The organism is Fischerella major NIES-592, assembly GCF_001904645.1.
Taxonomy (GTDB): Bacteria; Cyanobacteriota; Cyanobacteriia; order Cyanobacteriales; family Nostocaceae; genus Fischerella; species Fischerella thermalis.
In genome coordinates this window covers 57,835-77,772 of the sequence record NZ_MRCA01000004.1, presented here as the reverse complement: position 1 = coordinate 77,772, position 19,938 = coordinate 57,835, and the positions used below count along the sequence as shown (strand labels likewise).

Below are 19,938 nucleotides of genomic sequence, written 5' to 3'. Positions count from 1 at the left end.
TGAGATGTATAGACATTTACGGGTGCTGAAGGTATAAATTAAGTAAAATGGACTTTCACATAGGGAAGCCAAAACTAAACTTCAAAAATTGGCAACCACAATTAAATGAAACGATTTGTTTACGTTAATCTACATGATAACTACTTAATTCAGCAGTTAATTCAGTGTCCATCTCTTAAGGTAATTACCCCAAGCTCACAAGCAGCACGAGCATTAAAAGTATCACACCAAAGCTTAGAGACTCTGGCAAAGCCAAGTCTGGTAAAAGCAGGTATTCGAGTTGCACCAACACTAATGGCATTACGCTTGCTGCGGACATCAGTAAGTAGAGTGATTCAAACAACAGATGTTGAAGGCACAACACGCGCTTTGTCTTCTGCGGTTAAAGCTATATTGCGTGCCGGAATTAATCTACAATTGCTGATGACTGCTAGTAGTAATCGTACTCAACAACTAGCTATCTTAACTCAAACATACGTAATTTTGCTGAGAGAAAAAGGCATGATAGATTCTGCTGAAGTTCTCTGGCAGGCTAGTAATGTTATTACTAAACGTCAACCAGTTCTGATTTATGGGTACTTTCATCTGCGCATTGAACAACTGAACTTTATCAATGCGATCGCAGGTGATGGTAGCTTTATTGTATTACCGTGTCCACAGTCTAGCAGTTTTGTAGATACACAAAAAGCTGTGGAATGGTTACAGCAGGCGGGTTGGGAAGTACAAGTATTAGAAGAAACTAATCCTTCACTTGGGACACAACTGCAAGATTGTTTCCTGAACGGAACAATAGCACCTCCAGAAGTGAAAGCCTACATTTATCCCCACTTGGAATCCGAGGTACGCGGCACGTTAGCCCAGGTAAAAATTCTTCTGAGTCAAGGAACACCAGCAAATGAAATTGTGCTTGTAGCTAGGGATGATACCCTTTATGGCCCGACAGTATTAGATGTAGCTTATGAATACAAATTACCAGTACGCGCTCTGTATGGAGTACCTTTGAATGCTACTAGGTTGGGAGCTTGGGTGCAATTGTTATTGGAAGTTATCCAAGAAAAATTCCCCTTTGAATCAACAGCCAGATTGCTGAGGCATCCTTTATGTTCTGCTTTGTCTGCCCCTGTTTGGCAAGAAGCTCTGAAACAGCATCCATCAGACCTTTTATCATGGCAAAGCTTGGGCGTTAACTTGTCCCTACTCGATTGGCCGCATGAAGATACTCGTGCTAATTGGGTAGAACGGATGCAAGACATATTAAATAAGTTTAACTTGCGCCAAGGGGCAGGACGTTGGGCAAGAGAGATTGTTGCTTATTATGAATATCAAGAACTTCTTGTGGATTTGTCGAAACCAGAAGAAGAAGTCATTAGTTTAGGAGAATTTGCTGCGGATGTGATCGGCAGTTTGGCACTGATAACTGTGCCTGCCCAACCCGGCCGAGGGGGAGTACAATTACATACACCCGTGTCATTATTTGGAGCTAAATTTCAGCACGTTTTTGTTTTGGGCGCAGTTGAAGGAATATTACCAGCATCAGTACAAGATGACCCAATATTGGATTTCTTTGAACGTAAATTACTGCGTCAACAAGGGTTTAATTTTGAAGATGCAGCACAAGCAGCACGAAGGGAAGTAATTTCATTTTATGCTTTACTACAAACTCCTACCCAAAGCTTAACTTTTACCTACCCGCAGATGATTGGTAAAGTTGCTTCTTTACCCAGTCCTTACTTGTCTCGATTAGGGCTGAAAATTGTGCAACCTCCACCTGCACCTGTTGCTAGTTTGGAAGAAGCACGACAAATTTATCTGCGACGTAACACTTTAATAGAGGATGATGTTTTACCGCAGGCAGTTCATGCTTGGAATGTGGAAAAACGCAGAGAAGGTACACACCCTTATGATGAGTACGATGGAGTAATTGGTATACCATTAGATCCAAGTGAACGAGTATTTAGTGCATCTCAACTAACTGCTTTAGGTCAATGTCCTTTTAAATGGTTTGCTAATAAAGTTTTGAAATTGGCAGAGGTGGAAGAAGCGGAAGAAGAATTAAGTTCGGGATTAAGAGGTTCTTTGTATCATCGTAGTTTGGAACTAGCTTTACTAAATACTTCAAATTTATCCACAATTACTGAGAGTTTAGAAACAGCTTTTTTACAAGCCGAGCAAGATTTACAGTTACCTGTTTTGTCAGCTTGGGAAGCTCAGAGAACTGAACATTTGAAACTTTTAAATCGTGCCTGTTTACAGCCGGATTTTCGCCAATCAGATGCGGAATTTTTTCATGTAGAGCAAGAGTTTACCGGAGAATGGTATGGCTTAAAAGTTAAAGGTCAGATTGATAGAATAGACCGTACTCCCCAAGGTTTAGTTTTATTAGATTACAAAACCAGTTCCCAAGCACCAAAGGGTATTAAGGATGAATTTGGGAAAACTACTGTAGATATTCAGCTACCTTTATATATTCACTTTGCTAGTACAACTTTGTTTCCTGGGGAAACTGTGCATGAAGTTTATTATTACTCTGTAACCAAGGGCAAAAAGCTTCCTAAAAAACAACCAAGCCAAGAAACACTACAGGCGATCGCCCAAAAAATAAAAACTTACTTGCAAACAGGATATTACCCTGTTTCGCCGGATGTGGATAAAAATGCCTGCAAGTATTGCCCTTATGACTTAGTTTGTCGTCACGGTTCCCGCCAAAGCCGTAAAGGAAGTCCCCTATGAGTTTGACCCCACAACAGCAAAGAGCAGCCTATGCCAATGGTAACGTTGCAGTCATAGCAGGTGCAGGAACTGGTAAAACCCATATGCTGGCTGAACGTTACTTGTATCATCTGCAAAAGAGTGAGTTTTCACCTTTAGAGATAGTTGCAGTTACATTCACAGATAAAGCTGCTGCGGAGTTGCGATCGCGCATTCGGCTTTTGGTCAGTCAGAAATTACCAGAACGGTCTGACTTGTTGGCAGAACTAGAAGCGGCTCAAATTAGTACCATCCACGCTTTAGCAATGCGAATTTGCCGGGAACATCCCCAAGCTGCGGATGTGCCACCTGATTTTACAGTTTTAGATGAACTAGAGGGAGTTCTTTGGGTCAATCAGTGGTTAGATGAAGCCTTGGATACTTTACCTGTCGAGCTTTACGAAAAAGTTCCTTATTCTTTGATGTCTCAAACTTTGCAGGTATTACTTCAAGACCCAATTGCGGCTGAGAAAGCTTTAGCGCAAGGGGCTGAAAAATGGCAGGAATTGGCACAGGAGTTACAGCAAAAAGCTCTGAGGGAATTGTTGCAGCATCCCACTTGGCAACAAGCACGCACGACTCTACAAAATTACGCAGGACAAGCAAGCGATCGCTTGGAAGTGGAAACCCGTCAACCAGCCTTACAGGCAATGGAGGCTGTAGACTTAAAAGAAAATATTACAGAATCACTAACAGTAATAGCTGGACTCAAAATAAATATTGGCAGTAAAAAGAATTGGACAGATGGCGGGTTAGAAATTGTCAAAGAAACTATCAAAGGACTGCGAAATTTAGTTGAAAAAGCTCTTAAAGATGGTTTAGTAACTCTAGAATTTAGTGTAGTTGATGAGCAGTTAAAAGCTATACTACCAGCACTGCAACAAGCATTTAGCTCAGTACAAAAATATATTAATCAAGAAAAACGCCGTTCTCGTGTTCTGGATTTTGCAGATTTAGAAGTTGGTGCACTGCGAGCTTTACAAGATGAACAAGTACAGTTTTATTATGCTCAACGTTGGCGAGCTTTTTTAGTCGATGAATTTCAAGATACTAACCCTGTTCAGTCGGAAATATTACAACGACTAACACAAAATACTTTACTAACTATTGTTGGTGATGCTAAACAATCAATTTATGGCTTTCGCCGTGCGGATGTGGAAGTGTTTCGTAGTTGGTGCGATCGCATTACTAATAGTGGTGGAAATGAAGAAGTTTTAACTACTAGCTTCCGCACTCACAAACTACTCATAGATCACATCAACAGTATATTTACCCCATTACTAGGCGATTTACACCAAGATTTAGATGCTTATCGCGCAGACTGCCCTAATTCTTACCCCCCAGTACAAGTTTATACCGTAGAAGCTGAGTCAGATATCAATAAACCTCAGTGTTTAAGAGTAGAAGCCTTTCATCTAGCAAAACTCCTCAAACAAATGCTAAATGATCAAACCCTGGTTTATGATAAAAAAACTCAAACACTCCGGCCAATACAGCCTGGAGATATTGCAATATTGTCCCGGACTTGGGAACCTTTGGCAGTTTACGGCGAAGCTTTGGAAAGCGTGGGGGTTCCCGTTGCTTTGGCTGGGGGTGATAATTTACTAGCGACAAGGGAAGCTAAAGATGGTTGGGCATTGTTGCGTTTTTTGGCTGATCCTAGCGATGATTTAGCTTTAGTAGCAGTGCTGCGTAGTCCATTTTTTGCAGTTAGTGATCGGGTTCTGTTTACTTTCATTCAAAGTCAAGAGGAAAATGACACCACAGAACAAGACGAACAATCAAAAACTAACTGGTGGCAGAAACTAAAATCATCTGATATTCCTGAATTACAGCGACCAGTACAAGTGTTGAGTCAACTGTTGTGCGATCGCAATTTAGAACCCCCTACTCGCCTTCTACAAATAGCAAATCATCTAACTGGCTACACTGCTGTCATCACTAACTTACCTGGTGCAGCAAGGCGAGAAGCTGACTGGCGAGGTTTTGTAGAATTAGTACAGCAATTAGAACATGGCAGTAGTGATGTGTTTGCCGCAGTACGTCGTCTCAAGCGGTTGGCAGCAGCACAAATAGAAATACCCCGTTTACCTTTATCAGCTAATGATGCAGTGGCTTTAATGACTATCCACGCTGCTAAGGGTTTGGAATGGTCAGTAGTAGTTATTCCTGATTTAGCTCGTTCCCAACCCTATACCAGCGAAACAGTTTACTTTGACCCTGCATACGGTGTTGCTTTGAAGCTAGAGGATGAGCAAGGTGAAACACAAAAGCCTGTGCTATACACTTGTTTGGAGCATTTGCGGAAACAGAGGGAAGAAGCAGAGACTTTACGGGTACTGTACGTAGCTTTAACCCGTGCGCGAGATCAACTAATTCTGACTGCAACCGATGAATCAGGTGGTAGCTTATCTGGGCTGGCAACTGGTTTAGCGGCTGCGGGAATTAGTATAAATACTATTCCTTTTAATCCAGAATTAGCACAACCTCCAGTTCCACCAGAACCACCTTTACCATCAGAACCCCATAGTTTGTTAATTAACTCTGTTGGCTCTGGTTTATTTGAATTGCCTGTCACTGCTTTAAGTGAATATGCTCAATGTCCCAAAAAATTTGCATATCGGTTTATACAAGGTCATCCAGGAATTGGCTCAGGTGTTGGCACAGCAAGACGAGTGGGAACTTTAGCACACTTGGCTTTAGAACGGGGTATCCGCGACATAGAAACACTAGCAGGATTTGATGTTAGTCTGCCAAAAGAACCTGTCAGCGAGGCTTTGCAGTTAGCACAGCGATTTGAAGAAGTGGCAGATTTTGCCCAATTTCAACAAGGACAGTGGGAATTACCTGTAAATTTGAAGGTTGGATCGTTGACTTTTAACGGTATTGTTGATTTGTTGGGGGATGATTGGGTACTAGACTTTAAAACTGACCAAGAAATAGCTCCAGAACGTCACCGCTTTCAGCTTTGGGCTTATGCACAAGCAACAGGATGCACTAATGCCCATATAGCCTACCTGCGGCATGACTATTTGCACACGTTTAGCACTGAAGAATTGCAAACCACTGGTCAAGAAGCAAAAATTTTAGTCCAAAATATTTTAGATGGACATTTCCTGGCTAATCCTTCTCATACTAATTGTGGGTTTTGTGTTTATCAGGAAATTTGTGACGAACGTTATCAACCAACAGGTGAAGCAGCAGAGAAAAAACACCAGATTGGGGCAACCGGGTACAAGAAATGACAGGGGGTGTTGCTGTTGACCTGGTTGTAGAAGTTGGCGGACCTGGTACTCTCAATGAGTCACTACATGCTGTTCGCTACGGCGGTAAAATTAGCTTTTTTGGTTCTTTGACTGGTGGTGGCGGTGTTGTCAACACAGGTGCAATATTTCTGAAAAGTTTGCAATTGCAAGGAATTTATGTCGGTTCACGGGAAATGTTTGAGGAAATGAACCGCGCGATCGCTTGTTAGGCAAATTTGATTATGGAAATGGGCGTGTAGTAGAAAAATCTTTCACCGTCCCAAAAACTGCAAATAGCTCGCCATCCTCGTCGTCCTAGTACTCTTGATTACATTAAAGCAATTAGTGATACATGGATAGAACTACATGGCGATCGCGGTGGTTCAGATGATCCGGCTTTAGTTGGAGGTATAGCAAAGCTAGCTGGAAGACCTGTAGTGATGTTGGGACATCAAAAGGGTCGAGATACAAAAGATAATGTTGCTCGTAATTTCGGTATGGCTGCGCCGGGGGGCTATCGTGAGGCGATGAGATTGATGGAACACGCCAATCAATTTGGAATGCCAATTTTAACTTTTATTGATACGCCAGGTGCTTGGGCTGGCGTGCAAGCAGAACATCAAGGTCAAGGAGAAGCGATCGCCTACAACTTGCTAGCTACCCAGTTGGACAAAATAATGATCCAATAATGATCCAAAGGTATAACACAACCAAAACTCTCAAATGTTAGAAATTGAATAGGAGTGCAAACTGGGTGAACAATGAATGCACAGGAATTCAACTCGGGGACAATGCCACAGAAACGACTGATGCAGCGCAGAGATTGGTCATGGCCATTTTGGCCTGCTGTACCACTATATCCCTACGGTAAGCGTCGCACATGCTGCTGTGAAGTTGTTGAAGACACGATCTGGACATTCGATCAACTGCACGGCATTCTCTACACTATCGTTCCAATTCGGATGAGTGTAGTTAAACTCGAAACTGGTGGTCTTCTAGTCTATGCACCTGTTGCTCCCACCAGAGAGTGTATGCGCATGATGAATGAATTAGTAGCAAGTTATGGTGATGTTAAATACATTATTCTGCCCACCAGTTCTGGCTTAGAACACAAAGTCTTCGTTGGTCCTTTTGCTCGATGCTTTCCCCAAGCGCAAGTATTTGTTGCTCCCCACCAGTGGAGTTTTCCGTTCAACTTGCCGTTAAGTTGGCTGGGCTTTCCTCCAAAACGCACTTACATACTTCCAGAAAACTCCAGCCTAGCTCCGATGAGCAGTGAATTTGACTATGCAATCTTGGATATAGACTTGGGACGGGGGTCTTTTGCCGAAGTTGCTTTCTTCCACAAGCGATCGCACACTCTACTGCTAACTGATTCTATAGTGTCTGTGCCAGAAGAACCACCTGCAATTTTTCAACTAGACCCCTACCCCTTACTTTTTCACGCCAGAGACAACGCCTTAGAAGCGATCGCAGATAACGAAGCTAACCGCCGTAAGGGATGGCAACGCATTTCCTTGTTTGCCATCTATTTCCGTCCTAGTAAACTAGAGACAATCGGATTAGGGCAGGCATTTCAGGATGCTCTCAAAGCACCAGATCGTTCCAGAAAAACCTACTTTGGCGTGTTTCCATTTCGATGGCGAGAAAATTGGCAGCAATCATTTGCAGCGCTACGAAATCAGGGGCGTCCATTTGTAGCACCGATTTTGCAAACTCTGATTCTTCCTCAAGACCCTACACAAGTACTCAACTGGGCTGATCAGGTTGCTAGTTGGGATTTTCAGCAAATTATTTCCTGTCACTTTGACTCGCCAATTCAAACCAGTCCGGAGCAATTTCGGCAAGCATTCGCCTTTCTTGAGCAAAAACCCTCTGTGAGTCAAAACTCATTCACCAGCAAAAACCATCCCCTAGTAGCAGAAGATACCAAATTTATCAAGGAACTAGAAGCAAATTTGATCAAATGGGGTATCGCTACACCTCCAAAAGAGTTAGGTCTTCGGAAAAACTAACAGCAACAAATAACATAAACACATCTAGAAAACCTATCTGCATCCATCGGTGTTTATCGGTGTGCATCGGTGTTCGCCTTCTCAAACATAATTTTGGTCACAGCCTGCTACTTAACTATTTCCGCTTTCTCCACCGAGTTATCTCCAACTCCCAAAGTTAGCCGCAGAGGAGCTTTTGACGGGTATGCTTTGACAACCTGGTGATAAACTGGTAAGTGTGAGTGCTGTTAATACAGCCACTGTCGAGAGCAAAAATCTTTTGTGGAATGAGTGATCGCTCTTTTGTAGTGTTGTCATTTTCTTATTATGACTTTGGGTACTCCAGGAGAGCAATTGCTGCGTTTTGCAGGTTCAATTCCTCCTGATGACCTTCAGGAGATCCGCGAGGCAATTGAGCAAGACTGCGAGCGGGTAGACATCAATGAGTGGTAGGTATTTATTTATTGGATACTAATATAATCATTGCTCTGTTGGCGGACGAAGCGATTGTCAAAAACAACCTTGCTCAAGCTAATGAAGTTTTTATTCCAAGTATTGCCATTGGTGAGTCATGTTACAGTGCAAGAAAATCGGGGCGAACGGTCGCAAATTTAGCGATCGCCTCTGTATACGCCCAGAACAGCATTGAAACAACTAGAATTATTGCGTAGTCATTAAAACTTCAAAATTCGCATCCTCACAAGTTCCTCAAATTATCCTCCTATAACCATAGGTGTGAGACTCAAGAGGAAGTGCAAAAATCAAACCAAACCCCTTGAGTAGCAGTAGCGAAAATGCTTTTAAGGAAATTTTTCCCATGCTGGAAACATTTGTTACTCAACAGAAACTAAGCCAGAACGTCAAACAACAAGCGTTAGTGCTACCGCTAGATGCAGTAGGAATTGCAGATATCCCGCTTGTGGGTGGTAAAAACGCTTCACTGGGAGAAATGATTCAGCAACTTCAAACCAAAGGGGTAAAAGTTCCCACAGGATTTGCAACTACTGCCTATGCGTATCGTTTCTTTATCCAAGGGGCAGGTTTAGAAACGAAATTGCGGCAAATCTTTGCTGATTTAGATGTAGAAGATGTCAATAACCTGCGTCAATGTGGCAAACAAGCACGGACTTTGATGCTACAAACCCCCTTTCCTGAAGAATTGGAGAAGGCGATCGCCCAAGCATACGAAGACCTCTGCAACCAGTACGGTGCTGATACCGATGTCGCAGTTCGCTCTAGTGCGACTGCGGAAGATTTACCTGATGCTAGCTTTGCTGGACAGCAAGAAACCTACTTAAATGTCCACGGACTAAAAGCTGTACTGCAAGCCTGCCACAAATGCTTTGCATCCATTTTTACCGACCGTGCCATTTCCTACCGTCAAATCAAAGGCTTCGACCACTTCAATATAGCCCTTTCGGTAGGCGTACAAAAAATGGTGCGTGCGGACTTAGCTGCATCCGGCGTCATGTTCTCTATTGATACCGAGACAGGATTTAAAGACGCAGCATTAATTACCGCCGCCTATGGCTTAGGTGAAAACGTTGTTCAAGGTGCAGTCAACCCTGATGAATATTTAGTATTTAAACCAACCCTTAAACAAGGATACCGCCCAATTCTGGAAAAACGCCTGGGAACAAAAGAAATTAAAATGGTGTATGACTTGGGCGGTTCTAAAATGACCAAAAATATACCTGTTGCAGCTAGCGATCGCGCTGCTTTTGCCCTCAACGATGACGAAATTCTCCAACTAGCACATTGGGCATGTTTAATTGAAGAACACTACTCCCAAGTGCGTGGTGTTTATACACCGATGGATATCGAATGGGCAAAAGACGGTATCACCAACGAATTGTTTATTGTCCAAGCACGTCCAGAAACTGTCCAGTCGCAGAAAATTAAAAACGTTCTCCACATCTACCAACTCCAAGAAAAAGGAGAAGTCCTAGTTACAGGGCGCAGCGTCGGTGAGATGATCGGACAAGGCAAAGCACGAGTAATTCTCGATGTGCATCGTCTGGGCGAATTCCAACCAGGCGAAGTGTTAGTAACAAACCGCACTGATCCTGACTGGGAACCAATTATGAAAAAAGCCAGTGCTATTGTCACTAACTCTGGCGGACGCACCTGTCATGCAGCAATTATTGCCAGAGAAATGGGAATCCCGGCAATTGTTGGCTGTGGTAACGCCACAAAGATAATTAAAGCTGGACAAGAAATTACGGTTTCCTGCGCTGAAGGTGAAACCGGAAAAGTCTACAAAGGTTTGTTAGCTTACGAAGTCCAAGAAATACCATTAGAAAAATTGCCCCGCACTCGTACTCAAATTATGATGAACGTGGGCAACCCAGAAGAAGCATTTGGCTACAGCGCCATCCCGAATGATGGCGTCGGTTTGGCAAGAATGGAATTTATCATAGCTAATCATATCAAAGCCCATCCTCTAGCATTAATTCACTTTGATGAATTAGAGGATGAACTAGCCAAATACAAAATTGCTGAGTTAACCGCCGAATACGAACACAAGCCGCAATTCTTTGTTGATAAACTCGCCCAAGGTATCGGTGCGATCGCAGCCGCATTTTATCCCAAACCTGTGATTGTTCGCCTTAGTGATTTCAAAAGCAACGAATACGCCAATCTGTTAGGTGGGAAACAATTTGAACCGAAAGAAGAAAACCCGATGATTGGTTGGCGGGGGGCTTCGCGTTATTATGACGAACGCTACCGGGAAGGATTTGCCTTAGAATGTCGGGCGATGAAGCAAGTACGCGAGCAAATGGGTTTAACGAACGTTATTTTGATGATCCCATTTTGCCGCACTCCTGCTGAAGGTCGCCGCGTACTTGCAGAGATGGCGAAACACGGATTGGTACGTGGAGAAAACGGTTTGCAGGTATATGTGATGTGTGAGTTACCAAGTAACGTCCAACTTGCAGACGAGTTTTGTCAAGTGTTTGACGGGTTCTCAATTGGTTCTAATGATTTAACGCAATTGACTTTAGGACTTGATAGGGATTCAGAGTTGGTAGCACATTTATTTGACGAACGCAACGAAGCTGTGAAACGAATGATTGCTCAGGCAATATCTACAGTTAAACAACATGGTCGCAAAATCGGCATTTGTGGTCAAGCACCGAGTGACTACCCGGAATTTGCTCGGTTTTTGGTAGAAGAGGGGATTGATTCGATTAGTCTCAACCCTGATTCTGTACTGAAGACTTTGTTAGAAATTGCGGCTACGGAAAATACATCTTCTTAGAGTCGTAGACGCGCAAGCGGCTTCCGTAAGGTACACCGTGCAAAGCGATGAACACCGATGTAGACATACACAGATAGATTATCGGTGTGTATCTGTGTTCATCGGTGTTCGTTAACCTTTAACCCCCAACTGTCACGAAGGAGCTAACAATGCAAAAGACTATGCAATTGGGAAGCGATCGCGCTTATGATATTTTACGTTCTGAGCATCAACCTTTAGATGCAATTTTTGCTCCCAAAAGCATTGCTGTGATTGGTGCTAGCGAACGTGAAGGTAGTGTGGGTAGGACTGTTCTCTGGAATCTGATCAGCCATCCATTTGGGGGAACGGTATTTCCAGTCAACCCCAAACACCACAGTGTACTTGGTATTAAAACGTACCCAAATATTGCTGCTGTGCCAGAACCAGTGGATTTGGCGATTGTGATTACACCTGCATCTACGGTTCCTGGTGTAATTGGTGAATGTGTCGATGCAGGAGTCAAGGGAGCGATCGTGCTTTCGGCTGGGTTCAAGGAAATTGGCACTACTGGGGCAGAATTAGAACAGCAAGTACTCCAGCAAGTGCGCCGAGGCAAAATGCGGCTGATTGGCCCGAATTGCTTGGGAGTGATGAATCCCCATACTGGCTTAAATGCAACTTTTGCCCACGGTATGGCTTTGCCTGGTAAGGTTGGTTTTATCAGTCAAAGTGGGGCATTGTGTACGGCAATTTTGGACTGGAGTTTTCGGGAAAATGTCGGCTTTAGTGCCTTTATTTCCATTGGTTCCATGCTGGATGTGGGTTGGGGCGATTTGATTTACTATCTCGGTGATGACCCGCATACTGAAAGCATTGTTATTTACATGGAATCTATAGGAGATGCCCGGTCATTTCTCTCTGCGGCGCGGGAAGTTGCCCTGACGAAACCTATTATTGTAATTAAAGCCGGACGGACAGCAGCCGCAGCCAAAGCAGCAGCTTCCCACACAGGTGCATTGGCAGGTAGCGATGCGGTGTTTGATGCTGCATTTCGCCGATGTGGGGTTTTACGGGTTAAGAGTATCTCTGAGTTGTTTGATATGGCAGAGGTGCTAGCGAAGCAACCACGCCCTAAAGGGCCAAGACTGACTATTGTTACGAATGCAGGCGGACCGGGAGTGTTGGCAACTGATGCTTTAATTACTGATGGAGGTGAACTAGCAGAATTATCCCCAGAAACCTATGCAGCGCTGAACGAGTTGTTGCCACCACAATGGAGTCACAATAATCCCATTGACATACTTGGGGATGCTGACCCTATGCGCTATGCCAAAGCCTTGGAAATAGTTGCTAAAGATCCTAATAGTGATGGACTGTTGGTGATTCTTACGCCCCAGGCAATGACTGACCCGACCCAATCTGCGTATAAAGTAAAACCATTAGCGCGCATTGGTAAGCCCATACTAGCGAGTTGGATGGGAGATGCAGACGTGGAAGCAGGGGCGGAAATTCTCAACCAAGCATCGATTCCCACATTTCCTTTTCCCGATACCGCAGCCCATGTATTCAACTATATGTGGCGTTACAATTATAACCTGCGTGCCTTGTATGAAACGCCTGTGCTTCCTGAGGGGGTAGATACTAGCGATCGCACTGTCGCCAAAACTATTATCCAAACAGCGCGTGAAGCTGGCAGAACTTTACTTACGGAAGTGGAATCAAAACAAATTCTTGCTGCTTACGGTATTCCGACGGTAACAACGCAGGTAGCAACAAGTGCAGCAGAAGCTGTGCGGCTAGCAGAGGAAATTGGTTATCCTGTGGTTTTGAAAGTATATTCTGAAACCATCACTCATAAAACTGATGTAGACGGGGTGCATTTGAATTTACGCGATGCTAAGGCGGTGCGTGAGGCGTATGATGCGATCGCCTTATCTGTCAGCACCAAAGTCGGAGCAAATCATTTTGCTGGTGTTACTGTCCAGCCTATGATAAACCTAAAAAACAGCTACGAATTAATTCTTGGTAGTAGCATTGACGCTCAATTTGGCCCAGTTTTACTGTTTGGCACAGGTGGACAGTTAGTGGAAGTGTTTCAAGATCGAGCCTTGGGACTACCGCCACTCAATACTACCTTGGCACGGCGGATGATGGAACAAACCCGAATTTACAAAGCACTACAGGGAGTGAGAGGCAGAAAAGCTGTTAATTTGGAGGCTTTAGAACAACTTTTGGTACGCTTTAGCCAACTTGTTGTTGAGCAACCCTTGATTAAAGAAATTGATATTAATCCACTTTTAGTAAAAGCAGAAGGAATTGCAGAAAACTCCCTTGTGGCAGTTGATGCGCGGATTGTTCTTCATGATTTAGATATTACTGAAGCACAGTTACCAAAACTGGCAATTCGTCCTTATCCGACACAGTACGTTTCCTCTTGGACAACACGCAATGGGATGCAAGTAACTATTCGTCCGATTCGCCCAGAGGACGAACCTTTGATGATTAAGTTACATCATACTTTATCTGAAGAAAGCGTTTTTTTCCGGTACTTTCACTTGATCAAACTCAGTCAACGTATTGCCCACGAAAGGCTTACGCGTCTGTGTTTTCTTGATTATGACCGAGAAATGGCGTTGGTGGTAGATTATGAAAATCCAGAAACCGGAGAACATGAAGTTTTAGCTGTTGGTAGGTTAAGTAAGTTGCATGGTACTAGTGAAGCGGAGTTTGCAATCTTGGTTAGCGATCGCTATCAATGTCAAGGTTTGGGAACTGAGTTACTCAAAAGGTTGCTGGAAGTAGGGCGTGATGAACGGTTAAGGTTGATTAGTGCTGAAATTTTGACTGAAAATTCTGCTATGCAAAGAGTTTGTGAGAAGTTGGGTTTTCGTATTTATCCGACTGTTGATGCTGCGGTGGTGAGGGCGGAAATTAAAGTTGCAGGTGAAAGGTAAGGTTAGGAGTAATGAACCGCCAAGTACGCCAAGTACGCCAAGAAGGAAGAGGTTGAGAGGGATTTGGTGGAATTGCTGGGAATTTCTCTAGAATTGGGGGTGTTAGAGTTGGGGATAATACTAAAGTGTTGGGATTCGGAATGTGCAAGTCCTCCACCTCGCTCTGAAGGCTGTTGACGGGAATTACGTAGAGTTACGTTATTTTGTTGATAATCCTAATGAGTATGAAAGGCGATTGCTTCCTCTATCAGAAGTTGAAGATTTGATTGGGTTGGCGGAGCGAGATTATTATGTTTCGTCGTTTCCACAGGATTATACGGTTACTGGGCGGCGGTTGTATAACTGGTTGGATGGGAGCGATCGCTGGCTGCAATCCTTACTAGATAAGTATCGCCGCGAAGGCGTGGTATTAGCGATCAACACGGGATTTGTAAAAACGCAAATTGTAGAGACGCAATTCATCGCGTCTCCACAAAGCGCGTGTCTACACCATCTACCTTGGGAAATTTTGCACGACGGTAGTAGCTTTTTGGTGCAGCGAGTCCCGGCTATTATCCCAGTACGGTGGGTGTCAGATAACACGGTAAAAAATTTGACTGTTGCTGGGGAAGCGGAAAACCGAGCGCTCCAAGTTTTGTTTATGGCGACTTCGCCACTAGATGTAAAACCTGTGCTGGATTTTGAGGGGGAGGAAGCGCGGATTCTGGAGGCGACGACGCGACAACCTTTAGCATTGACAGTGGAAGAAAGCGGCTGTTTGTCGGAGTTGGGTTATTTAGTCGATAGTTATGGCAAAGATTATTTTGATGTTTTACACCTGAGTGGTCATGCTACTTTACAAGATGGGCAACCGCGTTTTGTGACTGAAACGCTAACAGGTGAAGCTTATTTTGCCAGTGCAGCAGATATTGCTCAAGAATTACAATTTCGACTGCCTAAACTGATTTTCCTCTCTGGTTGTCGCACTGGGCAAGCAGGTAATGCGGGTTTTGTACCTTCAATGGCGGAAGAATTGCTAAAATCAGGTGCAAAAGCGGTTTTGGGTTGGGGTCAAAGTGTTTTAGATTTGGATGCGATCGCCGCAGCTGCTGCATTGTATCAGGAGTTGTCAGCAGGGAAACAAATTACTGAGGCTGTTGCTAGTACTTACCAAGCATTAATTAAGAACAAGGCGCGGGATTGGCATTTGTTGCGGCTATATGCAGCAGGCGATTTACCCGGTTCATTAGTTACACCTTTGCGGACTCGTGGACGCAAACCAGCACCAGCGCCTTCTGTTACTACCCAATTTTTAGATCCGGCGGGTAAGGTGAAAGTCCCGACGCGGGAAAGTTTTGTTGGGCGTCGCCGTCAGTTACAAAATTGTTTAAGAGTGCTGACGCAACCCTTTCTATCCCCCCCTTGGTAAGGGGGGATACAGGGGGGGTTGGAGTGTTGATTCATGGCATGGGCGGTTTGGGTAAAAGTAGTTTAGCAGCTAGACTGTGTGACAGACTGCCGACTTTTGAGCGTGTTGTTTGGGTGGGACACATTGATGAAGGTAATTTGGTGAATCGGTTGGCGGAAAAGTTGGATGACAACGAACAACGTCAAAGCTTACAAAATTACGATGAGGAATTGAGATTTCGGTTGCGGCGAGTTTTCCAGCAGTTGCATGAGGGTGGAAAGTCGTTTTTGTTGGTGCTGGATGACTTTGAGGTGAATTTAGTACCCCGCAATGAAAGTTATGTGCTGCAAGCGGAAGTAGCCGAGGTGTTGCAAGCTTTAGTTTGGGCGATGAGAGAAAATTACACATCCCACCGCATCATTATTACTTGCCGTTACGATTTTGAATTTAGCCAGTTGCAGTATTTCTACAAGCAGCCGTTGGATGCACTGCAAGGCGCAGATTTGCGAAAAAAGTTTAATCGCCTCACAGCTTTTGGTGACAAATCTCAGGTTGATGAGGCGTTGAAGTTACAGGCGCAGAAGTTAGCAGATGGAAATCCCCGCTTGCTGGAATGGTTGGATAAGATTCTGCAAAATAAAACAGTTGATCAAGCGGCAATTTTGCAGAGGTTAGCAGCAGATCCGGTGGAGTTGCGAGAGCAAGTTTTGGCTGAGGCGCTGCTGCAACAGATGGATGAAACTATGCGGGAGATGTTGTCACGGGGTTTGGTGTTTGAGTTACCAGTACCGAGGGAAGCGTTAGCCGCAGTTTGTCAGAGTATTCCTAGTTTGTCAGATTATATGAATCGGGCGGTGGCGTTGGGGTTGTTGGAAGTGAGTTATGATCAGGCGTTACGAGTGCCGCGTATTTTGCCTGTGCAGTTAACGGGAGATGGGGAGGCTTTGTATAAGCAAGCGGCTGAGGTTTTGTATCGCTTTTGGTGGGAAGAGGCGGGAACTTCAACTGAGGAACAGAGGTTAGAAATTCATCGGCTGGCGTTGTTGGGGAAAGAAGAAAAAAAAGCCGCAGAAGTAGCAAGCGGTTTAGTACATCGCTGGTGGAAGCAAAGCCGTTACAGAGAAGCGCTGCAACTGTGTAAATCAACCTTAGAAATTACTGAAGACTATCGCCTTCTCAAGGTGATGGGTTATTGTGAAAGCCAAGTTGGTGAAGTTGATCTGGCACTGAAGCATTATCAACAAGCGTTAAACCTTTGTCCATTAGAAGACAAAGAAGAACTATCAGCACTTCAGCACTGTTTGGCGATGCTCAAAGCCAATAGCGGCGAAATCACTGAAGCGATCGCTCTTTATCAACAATCCCTGGCGCTCTTTGAACAAATCGGCGATGTCCAAGGCAAAGCAATGACTTTGTGGTGGTTAGGGCATATAGCAGAACAACAGGGCGATTACAATCAAGCACTGAATTATTTGCAGCCAGCCTTGGAGATATTGCAGCGTATCCAATCGCCTGATGCTGAGAGATTAGGGCAAGTTGTAGCGAGAGTGGAAGATTTAATTCGTAAGTAGCCATCATAAACTGCGAAAACCTCACCCCTCCCCTCTCTTTGGTAAGGCTACGGTGTACACACAAATGATCGAATCACTCCCAACCCCGAAAAACCTCACCCCCTCCCCTCTCCTTAGTAAGGAGAGGGGTGTCCGATAGGACGGGGTGAGGTTACTTGCAAGTCAACTCGGCACAATTAAAGCTAGCTGAATATGAGAGACAATATCCCAACTTTTCTAGGAAATCGGGGTTCTGGACTTTGCGAGAGACTTGATATAACCTCACAACTTCCTCAAATTGTTGATTTATAACGATAGGTGTAGAACTCAGGAGCAACAAGGCAGCCCCAGATTTGAAGAATCTACGGTGTAAACTTACTATCGAAGACTCGCGGTGCATTAGAAATAAAGTCCACAACGCACTCTAACAAATGAAAATGAACTTTATTTTTGTAAGCCGACGTTTTAACAAAACAGACCGATGTAAAAACTATAGCGGACATCTGACAAAATACTTTTACCGCAGAGATACTTAAAATAATTACAAAAATGGACTCTCAAACAGTCAATAGAAAAGACCAGTATACAAAAAGTACACCCAAACAGCATCCTAGCGGTGATAAACGTTTCAAAATACTTGACGCCACTATGAAGCGCCATCAATATCAACAGGATGCACTCATAGAAGTCTTGCACAAAGCACAAGAACTTTTTGGCTATTTAGAAAACGACTTGTTACATTACATTGCCCACAACCTCAAACTACCACCCAGCCGTGTTTATGGTGTCGCAACTTTTTATCATCTCTTCTCCCTAGCACCGAAAGGCGTGCATAGTTGTGTGGTGTGTACGGGTACAGCTTGTTACGTTAAAGGTGCAGCCAATTTACTAGCAACTGTAGAAAAGTGTGCCAAAATTCATGCTGGCGAAACAACCCCAGATGGTGAACTTTCACTTTTAACAGCCAGATGTTTGGGTGCTTGTGGGATTGCACCTGCTGTTGTGTTTGATGGTACTGTATGCGGACACCAAACACCGGAGTTAGTGACCGAAAAAATAGAAGGATGGCTCAAATCAGTGAACAGTGATCAAGATTACTGAACCGCCAAGACGCCTTAGACGCCATAGCGGCTTCCGTAAGGTAGAACGCCAAGGATTTGTAGAGGGTGCATAAGTCCTACTAAATAACTGATAACTGATTGGTATAAAATATGGATCTGACTGAATTACAGGAAATTGCTGAGAAAGAACGCGCCAACTCTAAGCCTATTCGCATTCGTTGTTGTATGGCGGCTGGTTGTCTGTCTTCTGGTTCTGTTGCAGTCAAAGAAAGTTTGGAAAAGGTAACAGAAGAAACAGGCTTGGCAGATAAAGTTGAAGTTTGTAGTGTTGGTTGTATGGGTTTGTGTTGTCAAGGCCCTTTGGTAGAAGTGGACAATGTAGAGGCGCAAAATATTGCACCCCAGATATATGAAAAAGTGACTTCAGAAAATGCTCCCTCAATTATCGCTGGGTTAGATGGTGGTGAAGTCAAGGTACAAACAGGAGATTTGCAGCAGCCATTTTTTACCAAGCAATTCCCGATAGTTCTGGAAAATAGCGGCAAAGTTGACCCAGAACGGATTGAGTCTTACATTGCTGCTGATGGCTATCAGGCACTTTACCACGTGTTGCGAGAAATGACACCAGCTGAGGTGGTGGATGCAATTACTCGTAGTGGGTTGCGGGGACGGGGTGGTGCAGGTTATCCCACAGGTGTGAAATGGGCGACTGTAGCCAAAGCAAAGGGCGATCGCAAATTTGTCATCTGCAACGCCGACGAAGGCGATCCCGGCGCATTTATGGATCGCAGTGTGTTAGAAAGCGATCCTCATCGAGTTTTAGAAGGAATGGCGATCGCTGCCTATGCGATCGGTGCTAACCAAGGTTATATTTATATCCGTGCCGAATATCCCATTGCGATCAATAGGCTGCAAATTGCCATTCGCCAAGCCCAACGCCTCGGTTTATTAGGAAGTAAGATTTTTGACTCTCCCTTTGATTTTAAAATAGATATTCGCATTGGGGCAGGAGCTTATGTTTGTGGCGAAGAAACCGCGTTAATGGCATCAATTGAAGGCAAACGCGGTACACCTCGTCCCCGTCCGCCTTACCCAGCAGAAAGTGGTTTGTGGGGATTTCCAACTTTAATTAACAACGTCGAAACTTTTGCCAACGTCCCTTGGATTATTCGCAAAGGTGCAGACGTATTCGCCAGCATTGGTACAGAAAAAAGCAAAGGTACAAAAGTTTTTGCCCTAGCTGGCAAAATCAAAAACACAGGCTTGATAGAAGTGCCCATGGGAACCACCCTGCGGCAAATTGTCGAAGAAATGGGTGGTGGTGTCCCAGATGGCGGTACAGCCAAAGCAGTGCAAACAGGCGGTCCTTCTGGAGGCTGTATCCCCGCCGTAGCTTTTGATACTCCCGTCGATTACGAATCTTTGGCTCAACTTGGTTCCATCATGGGTTCCGGCGGCATGATTGTCATGGACGAAACTACCAACATGGTGGATGTCGCCCGTTTCTTTATGGAATTCTGCATGGATGAGTCCTGCGGTAAGTGTATTCCCTGCCGTGTCGGCACAGTCCAACTGTATCAATTGTTAACCAAGATCCGCGAAGGCAAAGCATCCCTTGCTGACTTAGAACTGCTAGAAGAACTGTGCGACATGGTGAAGCATACCAGCTTGTGCGGCTTAGGACAGTCAGCACCAAATCCGGTATTTAGCACCTTACATTATTTCCGAGATGAATATTTGGCAAATTTGAGCAATGACGCCTAACGTGAATTACAA

At 44.3% G+C, this 19,938-nt stretch carries 12 protein-coding genes and 1 pseudogene; all 13 read left to right on the top strand.

The genetic code is table 11. The annotated features are described in order from the left end of the window. Positions 1-105 precede the first annotated feature (105 nt). The 13 genes and pseudogenes from NIES592_RS09555 to NIES592_RS09505 all read left to right on the top strand — a co-directional run bounded on the left by NIES592_RS09555 (position 106) and on the right by NIES592_RS09505 (position 19,926). Positions 106-2,730, top strand: coding sequence for a PD-(D/E)XK nuclease family protein (locus NIES592_RS09555; RefSeq protein WP_073555617.1), 2,625 nt, complete (start codon positions 106-108; stop codon positions 2,728-2,730). Then, the gene (locus tag NIES592_RS09550; protein WP_073555616.1) at positions 2,727-5,993 is read left to right on the top strand and encodes a UvrD-helicase domain-containing protein; all 3,267 of its coding nucleotides are present in this window, start codon (positions 2,727-2,729) and stop codon (positions 5,991-5,993) included. The genes NIES592_RS09555 and NIES592_RS09550 overlap by 4 nt, the downstream gene beginning before the upstream one ends. Beyond that, entirely contained in the window at positions 5,990-6,223 is a 234-nt protein-coding gene (locus NIES592_RS24485; RefSeq protein ID WP_256678105.1) for a zinc-binding dehydrogenase, read from the top strand. Before NIES592_RS09550 ends, NIES592_RS24485 begins: the two co-directional genes overlap by 4 nt. A gap of 36 nt (positions 6,224-6,259) precedes the next feature. Beyond that, positions 6,260-6,646: pseudogene (locus NIES592_RS24480) on the top strand (carboxyl transferase domain-containing protein); the annotation flags it as partial. 108 nt (positions 6,647-6,754) lie between these two features. Continuing rightward, positions 6,755-8,008 carry a DUF4336 domain-containing protein gene (locus tag NIES592_RS09540; RefSeq protein WP_073555615.1) on the top strand — a complete coding sequence of 418 codons (1,254 nt, stop codon included), beginning with the start codon at positions 6,755-6,757 and terminating at the stop codon, positions 8,006-8,008. A gap of 306 nt (positions 8,009-8,314) precedes the next feature. Next, positions 8,315-8,440 carry a hypothetical protein gene (locus tag NIES592_RS25835; RefSeq protein WP_256678104.1) on the top strand — a complete coding sequence of 42 codons (126 nt, stop codon included), beginning with the start codon at positions 8,315-8,317 and terminating at the stop codon, positions 8,438-8,440. 11 nt (positions 8,441-8,451) lie between these two features. Beyond that, positions 8,452-8,658: a PIN domain-containing protein gene (locus NIES592_RS09535; protein WP_256678103.1), complete on the top strand. Its 207-nt coding sequence runs from the start codon at positions 8,452-8,454 to the stop codon at positions 8,656-8,658. 146 nt (positions 8,659-8,804) lie between these two features. Then, positions 8,805-11,249 (top strand): phosphoenolpyruvate synthase, encoded by a 2,445-nt coding sequence (gene ppsA, locus NIES592_RS09530; protein ID WP_073555614.1) that lies wholly within the window; start codon positions 8,805-8,807, stop codon positions 11,247-11,249. A gap of 149 nt (positions 11,250-11,398) precedes the next feature. After that, positions 11,399-14,164 carry a bifunctional acetate--CoA ligase family protein/GNAT family N-acetyltransferase gene (locus NIES592_RS09525; RefSeq protein WP_073555613.1) on the top strand — a complete coding sequence of 922 codons (2,766 nt, stop codon included), beginning with the start codon at positions 11,399-11,401 and terminating at the stop codon, positions 14,162-14,164. 142 nt (positions 14,165-14,306) lie between these two features. Then, entirely contained in the window at positions 14,307-15,572 is a 1,266-nt protein-coding gene (locus NIES592_RS25830) for a CHAT domain-containing protein (protein ID WP_073555612.1), read from the top strand. Positions 15,573-15,595: 23 nt separating this feature from the next. Beyond that, positions 15,596-17,122, top strand: a complete 1,527-nt coding sequence (locus NIES592_RS25825; RefSeq protein WP_256678102.1) for a tetratricopeptide repeat protein — start codon at positions 15,596-15,598, stop codon at positions 17,120-17,122. A 528-nt stretch (positions 17,123-17,650) separates the two neighbouring features. Continuing rightward, entirely contained in the window at positions 17,651-18,202 is a 552-nt protein-coding gene (hoxE, locus tag NIES592_RS09510) for a bidirectional hydrogenase complex protein HoxE (RefSeq protein WP_062248440.1), read from the top strand. A gap of 110 nt (positions 18,203-18,312) precedes the next feature. After that, complete coding sequence (locus NIES592_RS09505) at positions 18,313-19,926, top strand: NuoF family protein (protein WP_073555610.1); 1,614 nt, start codon at positions 18,313-18,315, stop codon at positions 19,924-19,926. The last annotated feature ends 12 nt before the right edge of the window (positions 19,927-19,938 follow it).

Coding starts and splice junctions, on each gene's coding strand:
- NIES592_RS24485 (WP_256678105.1), top strand. CDS start 5,990: ATGACAGGGGGTGTTGCTGTTGACCTGGTTGTAGAAGTTGGCGGACCT.
- NIES592_RS09505 (WP_073555610.1), top strand. CDS start 18,313: ATGGATCTGACTGAATTACAGGAAATTGCTGAGAAAGAACGCGCCAAC.
- ppsA (WP_073555614.1), top strand. CDS start 8,805: ATGCTGGAAACATTTGTTACTCAACAGAAACTAAGCCAGAACGTCAAA.
- NIES592_RS09550 (WP_073555616.1), top strand. CDS start 2,727: ATGAGTTTGACCCCACAACAGCAAAGAGCAGCCTATGCCAATGGTAAC.
- NIES592_RS25835 (WP_256678104.1), top strand. CDS start 8,315: ATGACTTTGGGTACTCCAGGAGAGCAATTGCTGCGTTTTGCAGGTTCA.
- NIES592_RS09540 (WP_073555615.1), top strand. CDS start 6,755: ATGAATGCACAGGAATTCAACTCGGGGACAATGCCACAGAAACGACTG.
- NIES592_RS09525 (WP_073555613.1), top strand. CDS start 11,399: ATGCAAAAGACTATGCAATTGGGAAGCGATCGCGCTTATGATATTTTA.
- hoxE (WP_062248440.1), top strand. CDS start 17,651: ATGGACTCTCAAACAGTCAATAGAAAAGACCAGTATACAAAAAGTACA.
- NIES592_RS09555 (WP_073555617.1), top strand. CDS start 106: ATGAAACGATTTGTTTACGTTAATCTACATGATAACTACTTAATTCAG.